Origin of the sequence: Pseudomonas trivialis, assembly GCF_001439805.1 — a bacterium.
Classification (GTDB): Bacteria; Pseudomonadota; Gammaproteobacteria; order Pseudomonadales; family Pseudomonadaceae; genus Aquipseudomonas; species Aquipseudomonas trivialis.
On record NZ_JYLK01000001.1, the window covers coordinates 99300 to 116132 of the forward strand.

13 protein-coding genes are annotated in these 16833 nt (G+C 56.6%); 8 read left to right on the forward strand and 5 right to left on the reverse strand.

All coding sequences use genetic code 11. From position 1 onward, the window contains the following. Positions 1 to 177: 177 nt before the first annotated feature. Entirely contained in the window at positions 178 to 1803 is a 1626-nt protein-coding gene (locus TU79_RS00480) for a sensor histidine kinase (RefSeq protein WP_057006702.1), read from the reverse strand. Between the two features lie 398 nt (positions 1804 to 2201). On the opposite strand from TU79_RS00480, the gene TU79_RS00485 reads away from it, so the two are divergent. After that, entirely contained in the window at positions 2202 to 2924 is a 723-nt protein-coding gene (locus TU79_RS00485; RefSeq protein WP_057006703.1) for a response regulator transcription factor, read from the forward strand. 97 nt (positions 2925 to 3021) lie between these two features. Here the strand turns inward: TU79_RS00485 and gyrB are convergent, their stop codons facing one another. Genes gyrB through dnaA form a run of 4 tightly spaced genes read right to left on the reverse strand, consistent with a single transcriptional unit; the run spans position 3022 to position 9230 of the window. After that, positions 3022 to 5439 (reverse strand): DNA topoisomerase (ATP-hydrolyzing) subunit B, encoded by a 2418-nt coding sequence (gene gyrB / locus TU79_RS00490; RefSeq protein ID WP_057006235.1) that lies wholly within the window; start codon positions 5437 to 5439, stop codon positions 3022 to 3024. A gap of 4 nt (positions 5440 to 5443) precedes the next feature. Further along, positions 5444 to 6547 (reverse strand): DNA replication/repair protein RecF, encoded by a 1104-nt coding sequence (gene recF / locus TU79_RS00495; protein WP_057006236.1) that lies wholly within the window; start codon positions 6545 to 6547, stop codon positions 5444 to 5446. 20 nt (positions 6548 to 6567) lie between these two features. Beyond that, positions 6568 to 7671: a DNA polymerase III subunit beta gene (dnaN, locus tag TU79_RS00500; protein ID WP_057006237.1), complete on the reverse strand. Its 1104-nt coding sequence runs from the start codon at positions 7669 to 7671 to the stop codon at positions 6568 to 6570. Between the two features lie 38 nt (positions 7672 to 7709). Next, complete coding sequence (gene dnaA, locus TU79_RS00505; RefSeq protein WP_057006238.1) at positions 7710 to 9230, reverse strand: chromosomal replication initiator protein DnaA; 1521 nt, start codon at positions 9228 to 9230, stop codon at positions 7710 to 7712. Between the two features lie 585 nt (positions 9231 to 9815). On the opposite strand from dnaA, the gene rpmH reads away from it, so the two are divergent. The 7 genes from rpmH to rsmG all read left to right on the forward strand — a co-directional run bounded on the left by rpmH (position 9816) and on the right by rsmG (position 16827). Beyond that, positions 9816 to 9950, forward strand: a complete 135-nt coding sequence (gene rpmH / locus TU79_RS24885; RefSeq protein ID WP_003213577.1) for a 50S ribosomal protein L34 — start codon at positions 9816 to 9818, stop codon at positions 9948 to 9950. Positions 9951 to 9966: 16 nt separating this feature from the next. Next, positions 9967 to 10368, forward strand: coding sequence for a ribonuclease P protein component (rnpA, locus tag TU79_RS24890; protein ID WP_197675632.1), 402 nt, complete (start codon positions 9967 to 9969; stop codon positions 10366 to 10368). Next, positions 10361 to 10606 carry a membrane protein insertion efficiency factor YidD gene (gene yidD / locus TU79_RS24895; RefSeq protein ID WP_003233592.1) on the forward strand — a complete coding sequence of 82 codons (246 nt, stop codon included), beginning with the start codon at positions 10361 to 10363 and terminating at the stop codon, positions 10604 to 10606. Before rnpA ends, yidD begins: the two co-directional genes overlap by 8 nt. Before the next feature lie 2 nt (positions 10607 to 10608). Then, the gene (gene yidC / locus TU79_RS00515; protein WP_057006240.1) at positions 10609 to 12291 is read left to right on the forward strand and encodes a membrane protein insertase YidC; all 1683 of its coding nucleotides are present in this window, start codon (positions 10609 to 10611) and stop codon (positions 12289 to 12291) included. Positions 12292 to 12370: 79 nt separating this feature from the next. Continuing rightward, positions 12371 to 13741 (forward strand): tRNA uridine-5-carboxymethylaminomethyl(34) synthesis GTPase MnmE, encoded by a 1371-nt coding sequence (gene mnmE / locus TU79_RS00520; protein WP_057006241.1) that lies wholly within the window; start codon positions 12371 to 12373, stop codon positions 13739 to 13741. A gap of 549 nt (positions 13742 to 14290) precedes the next feature. Beyond that, entirely contained in the window at positions 14291 to 16183 is a 1893-nt protein-coding gene (gene mnmG, locus TU79_RS00525) for a tRNA uridine-5-carboxymethylaminomethyl(34) synthesis enzyme MnmG (RefSeq protein ID WP_057006704.1), read from the forward strand. Further along, positions 16180 to 16827: a 16S rRNA (guanine(527)-N(7))-methyltransferase RsmG gene (gene rsmG / locus TU79_RS00530; RefSeq protein ID WP_057006242.1), complete on the forward strand. Its 648-nt coding sequence runs from the start codon at positions 16180 to 16182 to the stop codon at positions 16825 to 16827. The genes mnmG and rsmG overlap by 4 nt, the downstream gene beginning before the upstream one ends. The last annotated feature ends 6 nt before the right edge of the window (positions 16828 to 16833 follow it).

A 16833-nucleotide genomic window follows, 5' to 3' on the forward strand; every position in this document is an offset into this window, starting at 1 on the left:
GTTCTGTGGATAACCTGTGTACGGTTTGTTGGCTAATCGGCTTTTTATGCTTATAAGTAGCTGATTTATATTTATATTTCATTAGCCAATAAAAAAGCGAAAAACGTGCATAAGTTTTTTCGACATTAAAAAACCGGTCCTCGTGACCGGTTTTTTATGCACAGGCCAAAAGCTGTCTCAGCAGTCATCCAGCAGGGGAAGTCGCACACTGAAGGTAGTGCCTTTGCCAAGGGTACTTTCGCAACCGATATGCCCATGATGTCGTTCAACAACGGCCCTGACCATGGTCAGGCCCAAGCCCAGCCCCTCGCTGCCCTGAGCGGACTCAAAGCGCCGATACTGGCTGAACAGCTCAGGCAGATCTTCGGCCGCGATACCTGCACCCTGATCGCTGATATGGCATTCCAGCCAGCCCCGGGCGCTGCTGTGGCGCAATCTTACGGTGGTGCCGGATGGAGAATATTTGATCGCGTTCTCCAGCACATTGAATAGCGCACGGGTGAGCAGCGATTGATCGGCCGACACCATGCCTTCGTCGGCCTCATCCAGGTCATGCACCAGATGGATACCTTTGAGGTGAGCGATCACCGCCACTTGATCGAACGCATCCATCACCAGCATGGCGAACAGGGTCGGCTGGAAGTGATAACCATCGGCCTCGGCTTTGGCTAACTGAACAAATGACTCAGTGAGGTTCAGGGCCCGTCGCACCTGTTGCTCGATTTGGGCGAATACCGGGGAATCGCCGCTGTGTATATCCAGCAGCGCAAGAATCGCCGAATGGGGCGCACGCAGGTCATGGGAGAGGAAACGCAGCATGGTTTCCCGGTGCTGCTGGGCATCGCGCTCTTTGCTCAGGTCGGTCAGGCTCAGCAACCAGCCCAGGGCGACATCACCTTCTGCAGGTAGCAAAGGCGCAATCTCCATGCGCAAGCTGCGTTGGTGGATATCGCGAAACTCAACGAGCTCCAGCGCTGAGAGGGCAGGGCGCACGCCATTGTGCAGGGGCGGGTAACCCAGGTCCGCCAGTTGCTCCAGCAAGTTGTGACTGACCAGCTCATTGCCGAATACCTCTCGGGCAATGCGGTTGGCCAGCAGGATGTTGCCGCGCGGATCAGTAATCAGCGTCGCGACTGGAAGACACTCCAGGCCATCGGCCATGAAGCGGCGCGTGTCACGCGTACGGCTGACGGCCTGCTCGAGCGCAAAGATCCGTCCCTGCAACACATCCCCTTTACTGGCCGGCGCGCGGCGGCGTTCCGGCAGCACTTTGGGCTCGTCATCCAGGCGCGCCAGCTCCCAGCCGAAATAGGCGAGCACCGCACTCAAGCGGCGCCAATTCCAGATCAGGTAGCTGAGCAGCAATCCAATCAGGCAGGAGGCAGGCGACCACCAATGGCCCATGCGCAACAGGGCCAATGAGCCAAGCACTGCAGCGGCCATGCAACCCAGTGTCATCCACGATGCGTAGCGCGGCCGGTAAAGCAATAGACCGAGCAGCAAGGCCACCAGCGAGGTCGACATCAACGCTGCCAGCCAACCGGGAACCTGCGCGATATTGCGTCCACGCAGCAGACTATCCAGTACGTCAGCCTGGATCTCCATGTCTACAGAAGACAGCGCGGTGAGTCTGCGAAGGCCGTCATACAACGGATTGTCGAGGGCGAGGAATGGATTAAGGGATAAATAGGCTGTGAGAGGCAATAACAGCAGGCCGATCCAAAGCCATTCGCGAACCAGCCCGTTGAACAAGCGTTGGGCGTGGGTAGGTTGGCGCTTTTCCGGCTGGCCCCATAGCTTCATCGGTTGGCCACCGCAGGCCCAAACATAGTTGGCAGGCGTGTGATCAGGGCTGTCATAGACCTCGGTTTCTCCTTCCAGGCCATGCTCGTCGCAAGCCAATAAATAGGCGTAATTTGAATCCAGTGAAGCTTATTTCGAAGCCGGTGAATAGCTATTCCTGCGGGCTTGGAAAACCCTACCGATAATGTGTCGGCCTGGCCTTTTACTTGCCAGCGGTAGCCGGTATCTTTCCTACATACGCTCAAGGATGTAGTCCTTTGAATCAGCGTATCGCCAGAAATGAAGAGCCGGCGAATCTGACCACAATTATTCAGATTCAACGGCCGACATCTGTGCAGTATGTGCCCCTGTTTGAATGGGCCATCGGTTGCCGTATTTCTCGTGAAGGGACCCACACCATGCGTGTCGCGATATTGGATGACGAACCCGCTGAATTGCGCCGGGTGGAACAGACACTGCGACAGATTCCCGGTACAGCAGACCATCCATGGTCTGTGCATTGTTTCGAGCGGGGAGAAGACTTGCTGCGCCAACTGCGTCGGGAAAACTTCGATCTGTTAATACTCGACTGGCAATTGCCCGATATCAGCGGTATCGCACTGCTGCGCTGGACCCGTGAACACATGGAATCACCGCCTGCGGTCATCATGCTTACCAGCCGCGATGCCGAGAGCGATATCGTCGCCGCGCTAAACAGCGGTGCCGATGATTACCTGAGCAAGCCCTTTCGCCCCAATGAACTTAAAGCGCGAGTCACCGCCGTGCTGCGCCGCCATGGCCTGCAAAAATCAGCAACGCCTGAGGTGCAAAGTTTTAACGACCTCACCTTCGACGACGCCGAACTCACCGTGACCCGCGGGGGTAAGCCTATCAACCTGACAGAGCGTGAGTACCGACTGGCCAGTTGTCTGTTCGCTAATCTGGCCCGACCGTTATCCCGCGAATATCTGTATGAGCGGTTTTGGACCCATGAAGAGATGGTGTCGTCACGGCCACTGGACACACACATCTATCGCCTGAGAAACAAGCTGGGGCTGACGGCGGATCGCGGGTGGCAGCTGTTGACGATCTACGGGTATGGGTATCGGTTGGAAAGTGTGGGCATGGCGTCTGATGGGTAAAAAATCGGGATGTTCCACGTGGAGCATTTTGGTAAAGACGAGGTAATAAAAAAGGCCAACGCTGAGCGTTGGCCTTTTTTTGTACGGGTTTGCCTGATCAGAAGTCCAGGTTGGAAACCGCAAGAGCATTGCTCTCGATGAAGTCACGACGAGGCTCAACTGCGTCACCCATCAGGGTGTTGAAGATCTGATCCGCGCCAATGGCGTCTTCGATGGTCACGCGCAGCATGCGACGCTGCGCCGGGTCCATGGTGGTTTCCCACAATTGGTCAGGGTTCATTTCGCCCAGACCTTTGTAGCGCTGGATGGTATGACGCTTGGTACTTTCAGCCATCAACCAGTCCAGGGCTTCCTTGAACTCCTTGACGGCTTTCTTGCGCTCGCCACGCTGAATGTAGGCACCGTCATCGAGCAGAGTGCTCAGTTGCGCGCCGAGGGTAACCACAGTTTTGTAGTCGTTGCTGCCGAAGAAGTCGCGGTTGAAGGTGACATAGTTCGAGAGGCCGTGGGAGATCAGTTCGACCTCTGGCAGCCACACGTTGCGTTCACGGTCTTCGCGCAGGCTGGCCTTGTACACCAGGCCAGACTTCTCGACGGTGCGCAGGCGAACCTCGTACTGTGCCAACCACGCTTGCATGTGCGCGTGATCGCCCAGCTGTTCCAGGCTGACCGATGGAAGGTAGATGAAGTGCTCGGTCAGTTCCTGAGGGTACAGGCGCGACAAACGCTTGAGCGTCTTCATCACCATGCGGAAGTCGTTAACCAGACGCTCCAGTGACTCACCAGAGATGCCTGGCGCTTCATCATTCAGGTGCAGGCTCGCATCTTCCAGAGCCGATTGCGTCATGTACTCTTCCATGGCGTCGTCGTCTTTGATGTATTGCTCTTGCTTGCCCTTCTTGACCTTGTACAGCGGCGGCTGCGCGATGTAGATATAGCCGCGCTCGATCAGCTCCGGCAACTGACGGAAGAAGAAGGTCAGCAGCAGGGTACGGATGTGCGAACCGTCGACGTCAGCATCGGTCATGATGATGATGTTGTGGTAGCGCAGCTTGTCGATGTTGTATTCGTCGCGCCCGATACCGCAACCCAGCGCCGTGATCAAGGTGCCGACTTCCTGGGAGGAAATCATCTTGTCGAAGCGCGCCTTCTCAACGTTGAGAATCTTGCCCTTCAACGGCAGGATGGCTTGAGTACGACGGTTACGACCCTGCTTGGCGGAACCGCCAGCAGAGTCACCTTCCACCAAGTACAGCTCGGAGAGGGCAGGGTCCTTCTCCTGGCAGTCAGCCAGTTTGCCGGGCAGACCAGCGATATCCAGTGCGCCTTTGCGACGGGTCATCTCACGGGCTTTACGCGCCGCTTCACGGGCACGCGCAGCATCGATCATTTTGCCGACAACCAGCTTGGCTTCGTTCGGGTTTTCCAGCAGGAAGTCGGAGAAGTACTTGCCCATCTCCTGTTCAACAGCGGTCTTCACTTCGGAAGACACGAGCTTGTCTTTGGTCTGAGAACTGAATTTCGGGTCGGGCACTTTCACCGAAATAATTGCAGTCAGGCCTTCGCGCGCATCATCACCGGTGGTGGCAACTTTGTGCTTTTTGGCGAGACCTTCAGCTTCGATGTAGTTGTTCAGGTTACGCGTCAGTGCGGAACGGAAACCCACCAGGTGAGTGCCGCCATCGCGCTGTGGAATGTTGTTGGTGAAGCACAACAGATTCTCATTGAAGCTGTCGTTCCACTGCAGGGCGATTTCCACGCCGATGCCGTCTTCACGCTGAATGTTGAAGTGGAACACCTGGTTGACTGCAGTCTTGTTGGTGTTCAGGTATTCAACGAAAGCACGCAAACCGCCTTCATACTTGAAAAGTTCTTCCTTGCCGCTGCGCTCATCTTTAAGAACGATACCAACACCGGAGTTGAGGAAGGACAGCTCACGAATCCGCTTGGCCAGGATGTCCCAGCTGAAGTGGATATTTTTGAAGGTTTCATCAGACGGCTTGAAATGAATCTGTGTACCAGTGGTTTCACTGTCGCCCACGATTTTCATCGGCTCTTGTGGAACGCCATGGACATAGGTCTGTTCCCAGATTTTGCCGGCACGGCGTACGGTCAGGATCAGCTCTTCGGACAGGGCATTAACTACCGATACACCCACACCGTGCAAACCACCGGAAACCTTATAGGAGTTATCGTCGAACTTACCGCCGGCGTGGAGTACGGTCATGATGACCTCTGCCGCCGAAACGCCTTCTTCTTTGTGCACGTCTACCGGAATGCCGCGCCCGTTGTCGCGTACAGTGATCGATTCATCCGGGTGGATGATGATGCTGATGTCGTCGCAGTGACCAGCCAAGGCTTCGTCGATGGAGTTGTCGACCACCTCGAATACCATGTGGTGCAAACCGCTGCCATCATCGGTGTCGCCAATGTACATACCGGGACGTTTGCGTACGGCATCCAAACCTTTCAGCACTTTAATGCTGGTCGAGTCGTACGTTCTTTCTTCGCTCATGCCTTCACTCCCGATGGTCGTGGGTCTGGGTGATACGGCCTTGTTCCACGTGGAACAAAGCAACTGGCGTTTCCGTCTGCCAGCCTTCCCTCAATAATTCGTGGTCTACACAGGTGATAAACACCTGGCAGCGTAAGTCTTCCAACAAGCGACATAGCGCGCGGCGGTGTTGCTCATCGAGTTCAGACGGCAAGTCATCCACCAGATAAATACACTGACCGCGTCGGGATTGGCTGACCAAGTGCCCCTGAGCGATACGCAGTGCGCAAACCACTAACTTCTGCTGGCCTCGCGACAGTATGTCTGCGGCATTGTGCGCACCTAGTCTAAGGCGCAAGTCAGCGCGTTGCGGGCCGGCCTGAGTGTGGCCCATTTGCTGATCACGTTGCAGGGAGGTTGCGAGCACTGCACTCAGCTCACGCTCCTTGTCCCAGCCACGGTAGTAGCTCAGCGTCAGTCCCTCGAGGTCCAGCAACTCACTCAAGGTCTGCTCAAAGACTGGTTTCAAGGCTTTGATATAGGCGCGGCGGTATTCATCGATTTCGTCGCTGGCCAAGCACAGTTCCCGGTCCCAGGCCGCTTGCGAAGCGGCGTCAAGTGTACCATGCCGCAGCCATGAGTTCCGCTGCCGCAGGGCCTTCTGCAGGCGCTGCCACGTGGCCAAAAAACGTGGTTCCACGTGGAACACGCCCCAGTCGAGGAACTGTCGGCGGATTTTTGGTGCTCCTTCCAATAGGCGGAAGCTGTCGGGGTTGATCAGTTGCAATGGCAGAATTTCGGCTAATTGCGCGGCACTGCGTGCATTCTGTCCATCGATGCGAATCTGAAAATCACCGCCGCGATCGCGGGAGATTCCCAAGGCGCTGTGTCCACCTTCCGCCAGCTCGACTTGACCAAACACGGTGCACGCCAATTGCTCGTATTGGATTACCGGCAACAGGCGCGCACTGCGAAAGGAACGAGCAAGCCCCAGCAGGTGAATGGCTTCCAGCACGCTGGTTTTGCCACTGCCGTTGGCGCCATGAAGGATATTGATGCGAGGGGAGGGAGAGAAAGTCACCGGGTGCAGATTGCGCACCGCGGTGACCGAGACGCGACTGAGGGACATCTAACTTGCGCTGAGCATGATTACAGACGCATCGGCATAACAACGTAAGCCGAGTCGTCGTTATCGGATTCTTGTACCAGGGCGCTGCTGTTGGAGTCCGACAGAATGAGGCGAACCTGTTCGGTGGTCATCACACCCAGCACGTCCAGCAAGTAGCTCACGTTAAACCCAATCTCGAGCGAGCCGCCGTTGTAATCAACACCGACTTCTTCCTCCGCCTCTTCCTGCTCCGGGTTGTTCGCCTGGATCTTCAATTGACCGTTGGCCAATTGCAAACGGATACCGCGATACTTCTCGTTCGACAGAATCGCCGTGCGGCTGAATGCTTCACGCAGGGCCTGACGGTCACCGAGTACCAGCTTGTCACCACCTTTAGGCAGTACCCGTTCGTAGTCCGGGAACTTGCCGTCGACCAGCTTGGAGGTAAAGGTGAACTCGCCAGTGGTGGCACGAATGTGGTGCTGGCCAAGGACAATGCTGACGTTACCGTCCGGCTCGGTCAGCAAGCGTGCCAACTCGAGGATACCCTTACGCGGCACGATTACCTGGTGGCGATCGGGCTGACCGATATCGGCGCGCATTGAGCACATTGCCAGGCGATGGCCGTCAGTGGCCACAGCGCGGATGATGCCTTCCGATACTTCCAGCAGCATACCGTTGAGGTAGTAACGCACGTCCTGTTGAGCCATGGCGAAGCTGGTGCGCTCAATCAGGCGACGCAGCTTGCTCTGCTCCAGGCTGCAGGTCAGCGAGCCGGGGCCTTCTTCGACGGTCGGGAAGTCACTGGCTGGCAGCGTCGACAGGGTGAAGCGGCTGCGGCCGGCCTTGACCACCAGCTTCTGCTCATCAACCTTGATGTCGATCAGCGCATCGTTCGGCAGGCTTTTGCAGATGTCCATCAGCTTGCGTGCCGGCACAGTGATCTCGCCAGGCTCGGCAGGCTCTTCAAGCTGCACGCGCCCCACCAGTTCGACTTCCAGGTCGGTACCTGTCAGGGACAATTGCTGGCCTTCGACCACCAGCAATACGTTGGAGAGCACCGGCAAGGTCTGTCGGCGCTCGACGACGCCTGCGACCAGTTGCAGGGGTTTCAACAGGGCTTCGCGTTGAATGGTGAAATGCATGGTCTAGTCCCTTGCCTTAATAAGCTGCGCTGGTGAGATCACGTCGTGAGCGTACGCAGCAGGTTCTTGTAGTCCTCGCGAATATCCGCGTCGGATTCCTTAAGTTCATTGATCTTTCGGCACGCGTGCAGGACGGTCGTGTGGTCGCGACCTCCAAATACATCACCGATTTCCGGCAAACTGTGGTTGGTCAACTCCTTGGAGAGGGCCATCGCTACCTGACGCGGGCGTGCCACGGAGCGCGAACGACGCTTGGACAGCAGGTCGGAAATCTTGATCTTGTAGTACTCGGCCACAGTGCGCTGGATGTTATCCACACTTACCAGTTTGTCCTGCAGGGCCAGCAAGTCTTTCAGGGATTCGCGGATCAACTCGATGGTGATATCGCGTCCCATGAAGTGTGAGTGCGCAATAACCCGCTTGAGCGCGCCTTCGAGCTCGCGCACGTTGGAGCGTATACGCTGGGCGATGAAGAACGCCGCATCGTGGGGCAAATCAACTTTGGCCTGATCGGCCTTTTTCATCAGGATCGCGACGCGGGTTTCCAGCTCCGGCGGTTCAACCGCAACGGTCAGGCCCCAGCCGAATCGCGACTTCAAGCGTTCTTCCAGACCTTCGATTTCCTTCGGATAACGGTCGCTGGTCAGGATGACCTGCTGACCGCCTTCGAGCAGGGCATTAAAGGTATGGAAAAACTCTTCCTGTGAACGTTCCTTGCGCGCGAAGAATTGAATGTCATCGATCAGCAAAGCGTCAACGGAGCGATAAAAGCGCTTGAACTCGTTGATTGCGTTGAGCTGCAAAGCCTTGACCATGTCGGCCACGAACCGCTCCGAGTGCAGGTACACGACCTTCGCATTCGGATTCTTCTTTAACAGGTGGTTGCCTACAGCGTGCATCAAGTGGGTTTTACCCAAGCCAACGCCGCCGTACAGGAAGAGCGGGTTGTAGCCATGCTTGGGATTATCCGCGACCTGCCAGGCGGCCGCGCGGGCCAGCTGGTTGGACTTGCCTTCGACGAAGTTCTCGAAGGTAAAGGTACGGTTGAGGTAGCTGGTGTGCTTGAGCGCACCCTCGACCTGCACGGTGCGCTGTTCGGCGCGTACCGGGGCTTGCTGGGACGCAGCGCCGGCCATCGGGTCGAAGCTGTCGCGAGAGGGCTCTTCATTTACAGGTGCGTTTTTCGGCGACGCTGGTTTTGAAGAGGCCTGAGCAACCGGTGCCTGCGAGTTATTAACAGGTGCTGCAGCGGCCTGGGCCTGCGAGGCACTTGCAGCCAGCGGAGCATTCGGTGCAGCGCGCGCCACGGAGCTGCGTTTACTGCCTATTAATAAGGAAAGTACGGGCGCGATACCGTTGCCGTGTTCGTCGAGCAATTCGAGCACTCGGCTCAGGTATTTTTCGTTGACCCAGTCGAGAACAAAACGATTAGGCGCATAGACACGCAATTCGTCGCCTTCGGCTTCGACTTGTAGTGGACGGATCCAGGTGTTGAATTGCTGGGCAGGCAGCTCTTCGCGCAAAAGCTCTACGCACTGCTGCCAAAGTTCCACTGACACGGATATCCCCTAAGTTGAAAGCCGGTGAGGCAAAAACAGCCGCCATTGTAGCGGCCAGCCGTCCACTTATCCACATGAAGGTTGCTAACAGACAACCCAAAATCAACGCCTTATCCGTAAAAAAGACGACAGATGGTCTGTGCATAAGCTCTGTGGATAAGCCCCCCTGAGCCCGTTGCACAAGTGGGGGCAAAAGTCTGTGGGTAACTGGCCTGTGGATAAAACCTCTTTTCACACACAGCTTATTCGCCCCTGCAGCACAGGAAAGGCACCGTTTTCCCTTGTAGTTGTCATCCTCTGTACATCAGGTGAAATATGGCCTCAGAGCAGTTATCCACAGATAGATGCCTGCCTAGCTTTTATAAGCTTTACAGAAAAGCTTTAAATAACTTCCTTCTTTATTTTTATATCTATGCCACTGCTCGTCGACGCCGTTCACGCAGAAAAGCCCAAAAGGGCCGGCGAGATCTAATTAAAGGAAAAGCTGGTTGGAAATTGACCTAGAGCCTTGCTTTCTCTAGAATCGCCGGTCTCTTAAAACGGGGGCCATTCCGGCCCGTTGTGGACGAACCAGGTAACAACGCCATGAAACGTACTTTCCAACCAAGCACCATCAAACGCGCCCGCACTCACGGTTTCCGTGCTCGCATGGCTACCAAGAACGGCCGTGCTGTCCTGTCGCGTCGCCGCGCCAAAGGTCGTGCGCGTCTGGCAGTTTGATAATCCGGTACGGGTGGTGAGTCAGGACTTCAGTCGGGAAAAGCGTCTGCTTACCCCCCGGCACTTCAAGGCAGTCTTTGACTCCCCCACCGGCAAGGTTCCGGGGAAAAATCTCCTGCTCCTTGCGCGTAACAACGATCTTGATCACCCCCGTCTCGGGTTGGTGATCGGCAAGAAGAGCGTAAAGCTCTCCGTTGAGCGCAATCGCCTCAAGCGTCTGATGCGCGAATCGTTTCGCCTCCACCAGGACACTCTGGTTGGTTGGGATATTGTTATCGTCGCGCGCAAAGGCTTGGGGGATGTAGAAAACCCCGAATTGATTCAGCATTTCGGCAAGCTATGGAAGCGTCTGGCGCGTACCCACAAACCAGCACCAGCAGTCGTCGAAACTGTAGGGGTAGACAGCCTTGATGCGTAAACTGGCCATCGTTCCGATCCAGTTTTACCGCTATGCCATTAGTCCTCTGATGGCCAGCCACTGTCGTTTCTACCCCAGCTGTTCCTGCTACGCGTTAGAGGCCATAGAAAATCATGGTCTTCTGCGCGGTGGCTGGCTGACCTTTCGTCGTTTAGGTCGCTGTCATCCGTGGAATGCCGGTGGTTATGACCCGGTTCCACCTATCCCTACCTCCCGTTCTTCTTCGATGGCCGAGTAATCATGGATATTAAACGCACGATCCTGATCGTCGCCCTGGCAATCGTGTCCTACGTCATGGTCCTTAAATGGAACCAGGACTATGGCCAGGCTGCCCTGCCGACTCAGAATGTTGCTACCAATCAGGCTGCGCCGGCTATTCCGGACACCCCGCTGGGTAACAATGCGTCCGCGAGTGCCGATGTTCCCAGCGCGAATGGCGAGACCGCCGCACCTCTAGAAACGCCAGTGGTCACCAACAAAGACCTCATCCACGTGAAAACGGATGTGCTCGACCTGGCTATCGATCCACAAGGTGGTGATATCGCGCAGTTGAAACTGCCGCGGTATCCACGTCGCCAGGATCATCCGGAAGTGCCGTTCCAACTGTTCGATAACGGTGGTGAACGCACGTATCTGGCACAAAGCGGCTTGACCGGTACCAATGGTCCGGATGCACGTGCTACCGGTCGTCCGGTTTATTCGACCGAACAGAAGAACTACCAGCTGGATAAAGACCAGAATCACTTGAATGTCGACCTGAAATTCACTCAGGACGGCGTCAACTACATAAAACGCTTCAGCTTCACCCGCGGTTTGTACGATTTGAAGGTCACCTACCTGATCGACAACCAAAGCGACAAGCCCTGGACCGGCAACCTGTTTGCCCAGCTCAAGCGTGATGGCAGCTCCGATCCTTCTTCCAGCACCGCCACTGGCACCGCGACTTACTTGGGCGCAGCCCTGTGGACAAGTGGCGAGCCGTACAAAAAAGTGTCGATGAAAGATATCGACAAGGGCGCGCTGAAAGAAAATGTTCAGGGTGGCTGGGTAGCCTGGCTGCAACACTACTTCGTGACCGCCTGGATTCCGAACAAGGCTGAAGCCAATCTGGTTCAGACGCGCAAGGACAGCCAGGGCAATTACATCATCGGCTTTACCGGCCCGGCATTGACCGTGGCGCCAGGTGCCAAGGCCGAAACCAGCGCTACCCTGTACGCCGGCCCAAAAAGCCAGGCCGTGCTGAAAGAGTTGTCCCCAGGTCTGGAACTGACCGTGGACTACGGCATCCTCTGGTTCATTGCTCAGCCGATTTTCTGGCTGCTGCAACATATCCACAGCATTGTGGGTAACTGGGGCTTCTCGATCATTTTCCTGACCATGCTGATCAAAGGGATCTTCTTCCCTCTGTCGGCCGCCAGCTACAAGTCGATGGCGCGCATGCGTGCCGTAGCGCCGAAGTTGGCCGCTCTGAAAGAGCAACATGGTGATGACCGGCAGAAAATGTCGCAGGCCATGATGGAGCTGTACAAGAAAGAGAAGATCAACCCGCTGGGTGGATGCTTGCCGATTCTGGTGCAGATGCCGGTATTCCTGTCGCTGTACTGGGTGCTCCTGGAAAGCGTCGAAATGCGCCAGGCGCCGTTCATGCTGTGGATAACTGACCTGTCGATCAAGGACCCGTTCTTTATCCTGCCGATCATCATGGGCGCGACCATGTTTATCCAGCAGCGCTTGAACCCGACTCCGCCGGACCCGATGCAGGCGAAGGTAATGAAAATGATGCCAATCATCTTCACCTTCTTCTTCCTCTGGTTCCCGGCTGGCCTGGTGCTGTACTGGGTAGTCAACAACGTGTTGTCGATCTCTCAACAGTGGTACATCACGCGTAAAATCGAAGCGGCTACCAAAAAAGCCGAAGCGTAATTTACTCTGTGGGTAACCACTCAAGACGCCCCCTAGTGGGGCGTTTTGCTTTCCGTCATTTTTGTTCTGGAACCTGCTGATGAGCGCACCTCGTGAAACCATCGCTGCCGTTGCGACCGCTCAAGGTCGCGGGGGTGTCGGTATCGTTCGAATTTCCGGGCCGCTCGCCGGCAGGGCGGCACAGGCAATCAGCGGCCGCGAGCTGAAGCCGCGCTATGCCCATTACGGTCCGTTCCTGGACGCCGACAACAGCGTGCTGGATGAAGGCCTTGCCCTCTATTTCCCGGGGCCCAACTCATTCACCGGTGAAGATGTCCTGGAACTGCAGGGACACGGCGGTCCGGTGGTACTGGATATGCTGCTGCAACGTTGCCTGCAACTGGGTTGCCGTCTGGCTCGCCCCGGCGAGTTCAGCGAACGTGCCTTTCTCAACGACAAGCTCGACCTGGCCCAGGCTGAAGCGATTGCCGACCTGATCGAGGCCAGTTCTGCACAAGCTGCGCGGAACGCCTTGCGCTCGTTGCAGGGGGCTTTCTCGTTGCGCGTGCATAACTTGACTGAGCAACTGATCAGTCTGCGTATCTACGTTGAAGCAGCGATTGATTTCCCGGAAGAAGAAATCGACTTCCTTGCCGACGGCCATGTTCTGGCGATGCTGGATAAGGTTCGTGACGAGTTATCCACAGTCCTGCGCGAAGCCGGGCAGGGCGCCTTGCTGCGCGATGGCATGACGGTGGTAATTGCCGGGCGTCCGAATGCCGGCAAGTCGAGCCTACTCAATGCGCTTGCAGGGCGTGAAGCTGCCATCGTTACCGAGATTGCCGGTACTACGCGGGATATTCTGCGCGAACATATCCACATCGATGGCATGCCATTACACGTGGTTGATACTGCCGGGCTGCGTGACACCGACGACCAGGTAGAAAAAATTGGCGTGGAACGGGCGCTCAAGGCAATCGGCGAAGCGGACCGCGTGCTGCTGGTCGTGGACGCCACGGCGCCGGAAGCTGTGGACCCTTTTGCCTTGTGGCCCGAGTTCCTCGAACAACGGCCGGACCCGGCAAAGGTCACCTTGATCCGTAACAAGGCAGACCTCACGGGCGAAACCATCGCAATGGAAACCAGCGAGGATGGCCACGTCACGATCAGCCTGAGTGCAAAATCAGCGGGTGAGGGGCTGGAACTGCTACGTGACCACCTTAAAGCCTGCATGGGCTACGAACAGACCTCGGAAAGCAGCTTCAGCGCTCGCCGCAGGCACCTGGAGGCGCTGCGCCATGCCAGCGCGGCGTTGGAGCACGGCCGGGCACAGCTGACCCTGGCGGGTGCCGGTGAGCTATTGGCGGAGGATTTGCGTCAAGCGCAGCACCTGTTGGGTGAGATCACCGGCGCGTTCAGCTCCGATGACTTACTCGGACGGATCTTCTCCAGCTTCTGCATCGGTAAATAAACCTTACGCCGACTCCAGACAGGCCATTCGTGCCTGTCTGCTGCGCTCGTTTCAGAGCACCTCACCTCAAAACCTGAATTTTTATCGATAGGCACGGCATTTTCGTGGGCGCTATTGGCGCTTTGCGCCGCTTTTCTGTGGATTAAGCCCTGTGAATAACCGTCCCTGTGCCCAGTTGATAACAGGGCTCAAAAACTGCGCATAAACCCATCTGTGGATAACCAACTGTTTAATCCACAGGCTTAGCGCAGTTATCCAAGGGCCTCACTGGCACATGACCACAGACTTTTGAATCGCTGTACACAACGTAAATAGTGGGCTGTAGAGATCTATCCACAGAAAACATGCTCAGTAGAAATAAACATAAAAACAAAGATTTAATAAATTTCTCTCTTTTAATTTCTATTGTCCGACATTCATCCACAGCTGGTTAAATTTTGTGCAAAGGGTTCTTTAGGGAAGGCTAAGTCCCTATACTTGCCGTCAAGCTCAAAAACTCTTTCAACCAACAATTCCTGATTACCTACATAAGCAGGCACGAGGTGCGTGGTGGATTTCCCTTCCCGTTTTGAAGTGATCGTCATCGGCGGCGGTCATGCCGGTACCGAGGCAGCACTGGCGTCAGCACGCATGGGTGTTAAAACCCTGCTGCTCACGCACAACGTGGAAACCCTCGGTGCCATGAGTTGCAACCCTGCCATTGGCGGGATTGGCAAAAGCCATCTGGTCAAGGAAATCGATGCCCTGGGTGGCGTGATGGCCATGGCGACCGACAAGGGGGGTATTCAATTTCGCGTGCTCAACAGCCGCAAGGGCCCGGCCGTGCGTGCCACTCGAGCACAAGCTGACCGCATCCTGTACAAGGCGGCAGTGCGTGAAACCCTGGAAAACCAGCCGAACCTGTGGATATTTCAACAGGCCGCCGACGACCTGATCGTCGAGCAGGACGTGGTGAAGGGCGTTGTTACTCAAATGGGCCTGCGTTTCTTCGCAGAGTCCGTGGTGTTGACCACCGGCACGTTCCTTGGCGGACTGATCCACATCGGCATGCAGAACTATTCCGGTGGGCGTGCGGGTGATCCGCCCTCGATTGCCCTGGCAAAACGCCTGCGTGAATTACCACTGCGGGTCGGTCGCCTGAAAACCGGAACCCCGCCGCGTATCGACGGGCGCTCCGTGGATTTCTCGGTGATGACCGAACAGGCAGGCGACACGCCGATTCCAGTGATGTCGTTCATGGGCTCCAAGGACCAGCACCCCAAACAGGTGAGCTGCTGGATCACTCACACCAATGCGCGCACCCACGAAATCATCGCAGCCAACCTTGATCGCTCGCCGATGTACTCCGGTGTGATCGAAGGCATCGGTCCGCGGTATTGCCCGTCGATCGAAGACAAGATCCACCGCTTTGCCGACAAGGAAAGCCACCAGGTCTTCATCGAGCCCGAAGGTCTGACCACACACGAGCTGTACCCCAACGGGATTTCCACTTCCCTGCCGTTCGATGTGCAAATCCAGATCGTGCAGTCGATTCGCGGCATGGAAAACGCGCACATCGTGCGCCCCGGCTACGCCATCGAGTACGACTACTTCGACCCGCGCGATTTGAAATACAGCCTGGAAACCAAAGTGATCGGCGGGTTGTTTTTCGCCGGGCAAATCAACGGCACCACCGGTTACGAAGAAGCCGGCGCCCAGGGTTTGCTGGCAGGGACCAACGCTGCGCTGCGTGCACAGGGCAAAGACAGCTGGTGCCCGCGTCGCGATGAGGCGTATATCGGCGTGCTGGTTGACGACCTGATTACCCTGGGTACCCAGGAACCGTACCGGATGTTTACTTCTCGGGCCGAATACCGCCTGATCCTGCGTGAAGACAACGCAGATCTGCGCCTGACCGAGAAAGGCCGCGAGCTGGGCCTGGTCGATGATGCGCGTTGGGCCGCGTTCTGCAAGAAACGCGAAAGCATCGCGCTCGAAGAGCAACGGCTGAAAAGCACTTGGGTTCGCCCGGGCACCGAGCAGGGCGACGCGATTGCCGAAAAATTTGGCACGCCGCTGACCCATGAGTACAACTTGCTCAACCTGCTGTCGCGTCCGGAAATTGACTACGCAGGCCTGGTCGAAGTGACCGGCCAGGGCGCAGAAAACCCGCAGGTTGCCGAGCAGGTTGAGATCAAGACCAAGTACGCCGGTTACATCGATCGTCAACAGGACGAGATCGCGCGCCTGCGCGCCAGCGAGAACACCAAGCTGCCTGTGGATATCGATTACACCGGGATTTCCGGACTGTCCAAGGAAATCCAAGGCAAGCTGGGGATAACTCGCCCGGAAACCCTGGGCCAGGCGTCACGCATCCCCGGTGTCACCCCGGCAGCCATTTCGCTGTTGATGATTCATTTGAAAAAACGCGGCGCGGGCCGTCAGTTGGAGCAAAGCGCTTGAGTTCGTTGGTCACCACCTCGCAACACGCCGAAGAGTTATCCACAGGTGCTCGCCAGTTGGGCGTTGACCTGGCACCGGCCCAGCACGACTTGCTGCTGGGCTACCTGGCCCTGTTGATCAAATGGAACAAGGCGTACAACCTCACGGCAGTACGCGATCCTGACGAAATGGTCTCGCGTCATCTGCTCGACAGTCTGAGTGTGATGCCATTCATCGAGAATGGGCGTTGGCTCGACGTGGGCAGTGGCGGCGGCATGCCTGGTATTCCGCTGGCCATCCTGTTTCCCCAGTCGCAGGTCACTTGCCTGGACAGCAACGGCAAGAAGACCCGCTTCCTCACGCAGGTCAAACTCGAACTCAAGCTGGATAACCTGCAGGTTATCCACAGCCGCGTCGAAGCCTTCACGCCTGAACAGCCGTTTAACGGAATTGTTTCCCGGGCGTTCAGCAGCATGGAGAACTTCAGCAACTGGACCCGCCATCTGGGTGACCGTGATACGCGCTGGCTGGCAATGAAGGGCGTTCATCCAAGCGATGAGCTGTTAGCATTGCCGCCGGACTTCCACCTCGATAGCGAACACGCCTTGGCCGTACCCGGTTGCCAAGGCCAACGCCATCTGCTGATACTGCGCCGCACGGCATGATTGGGA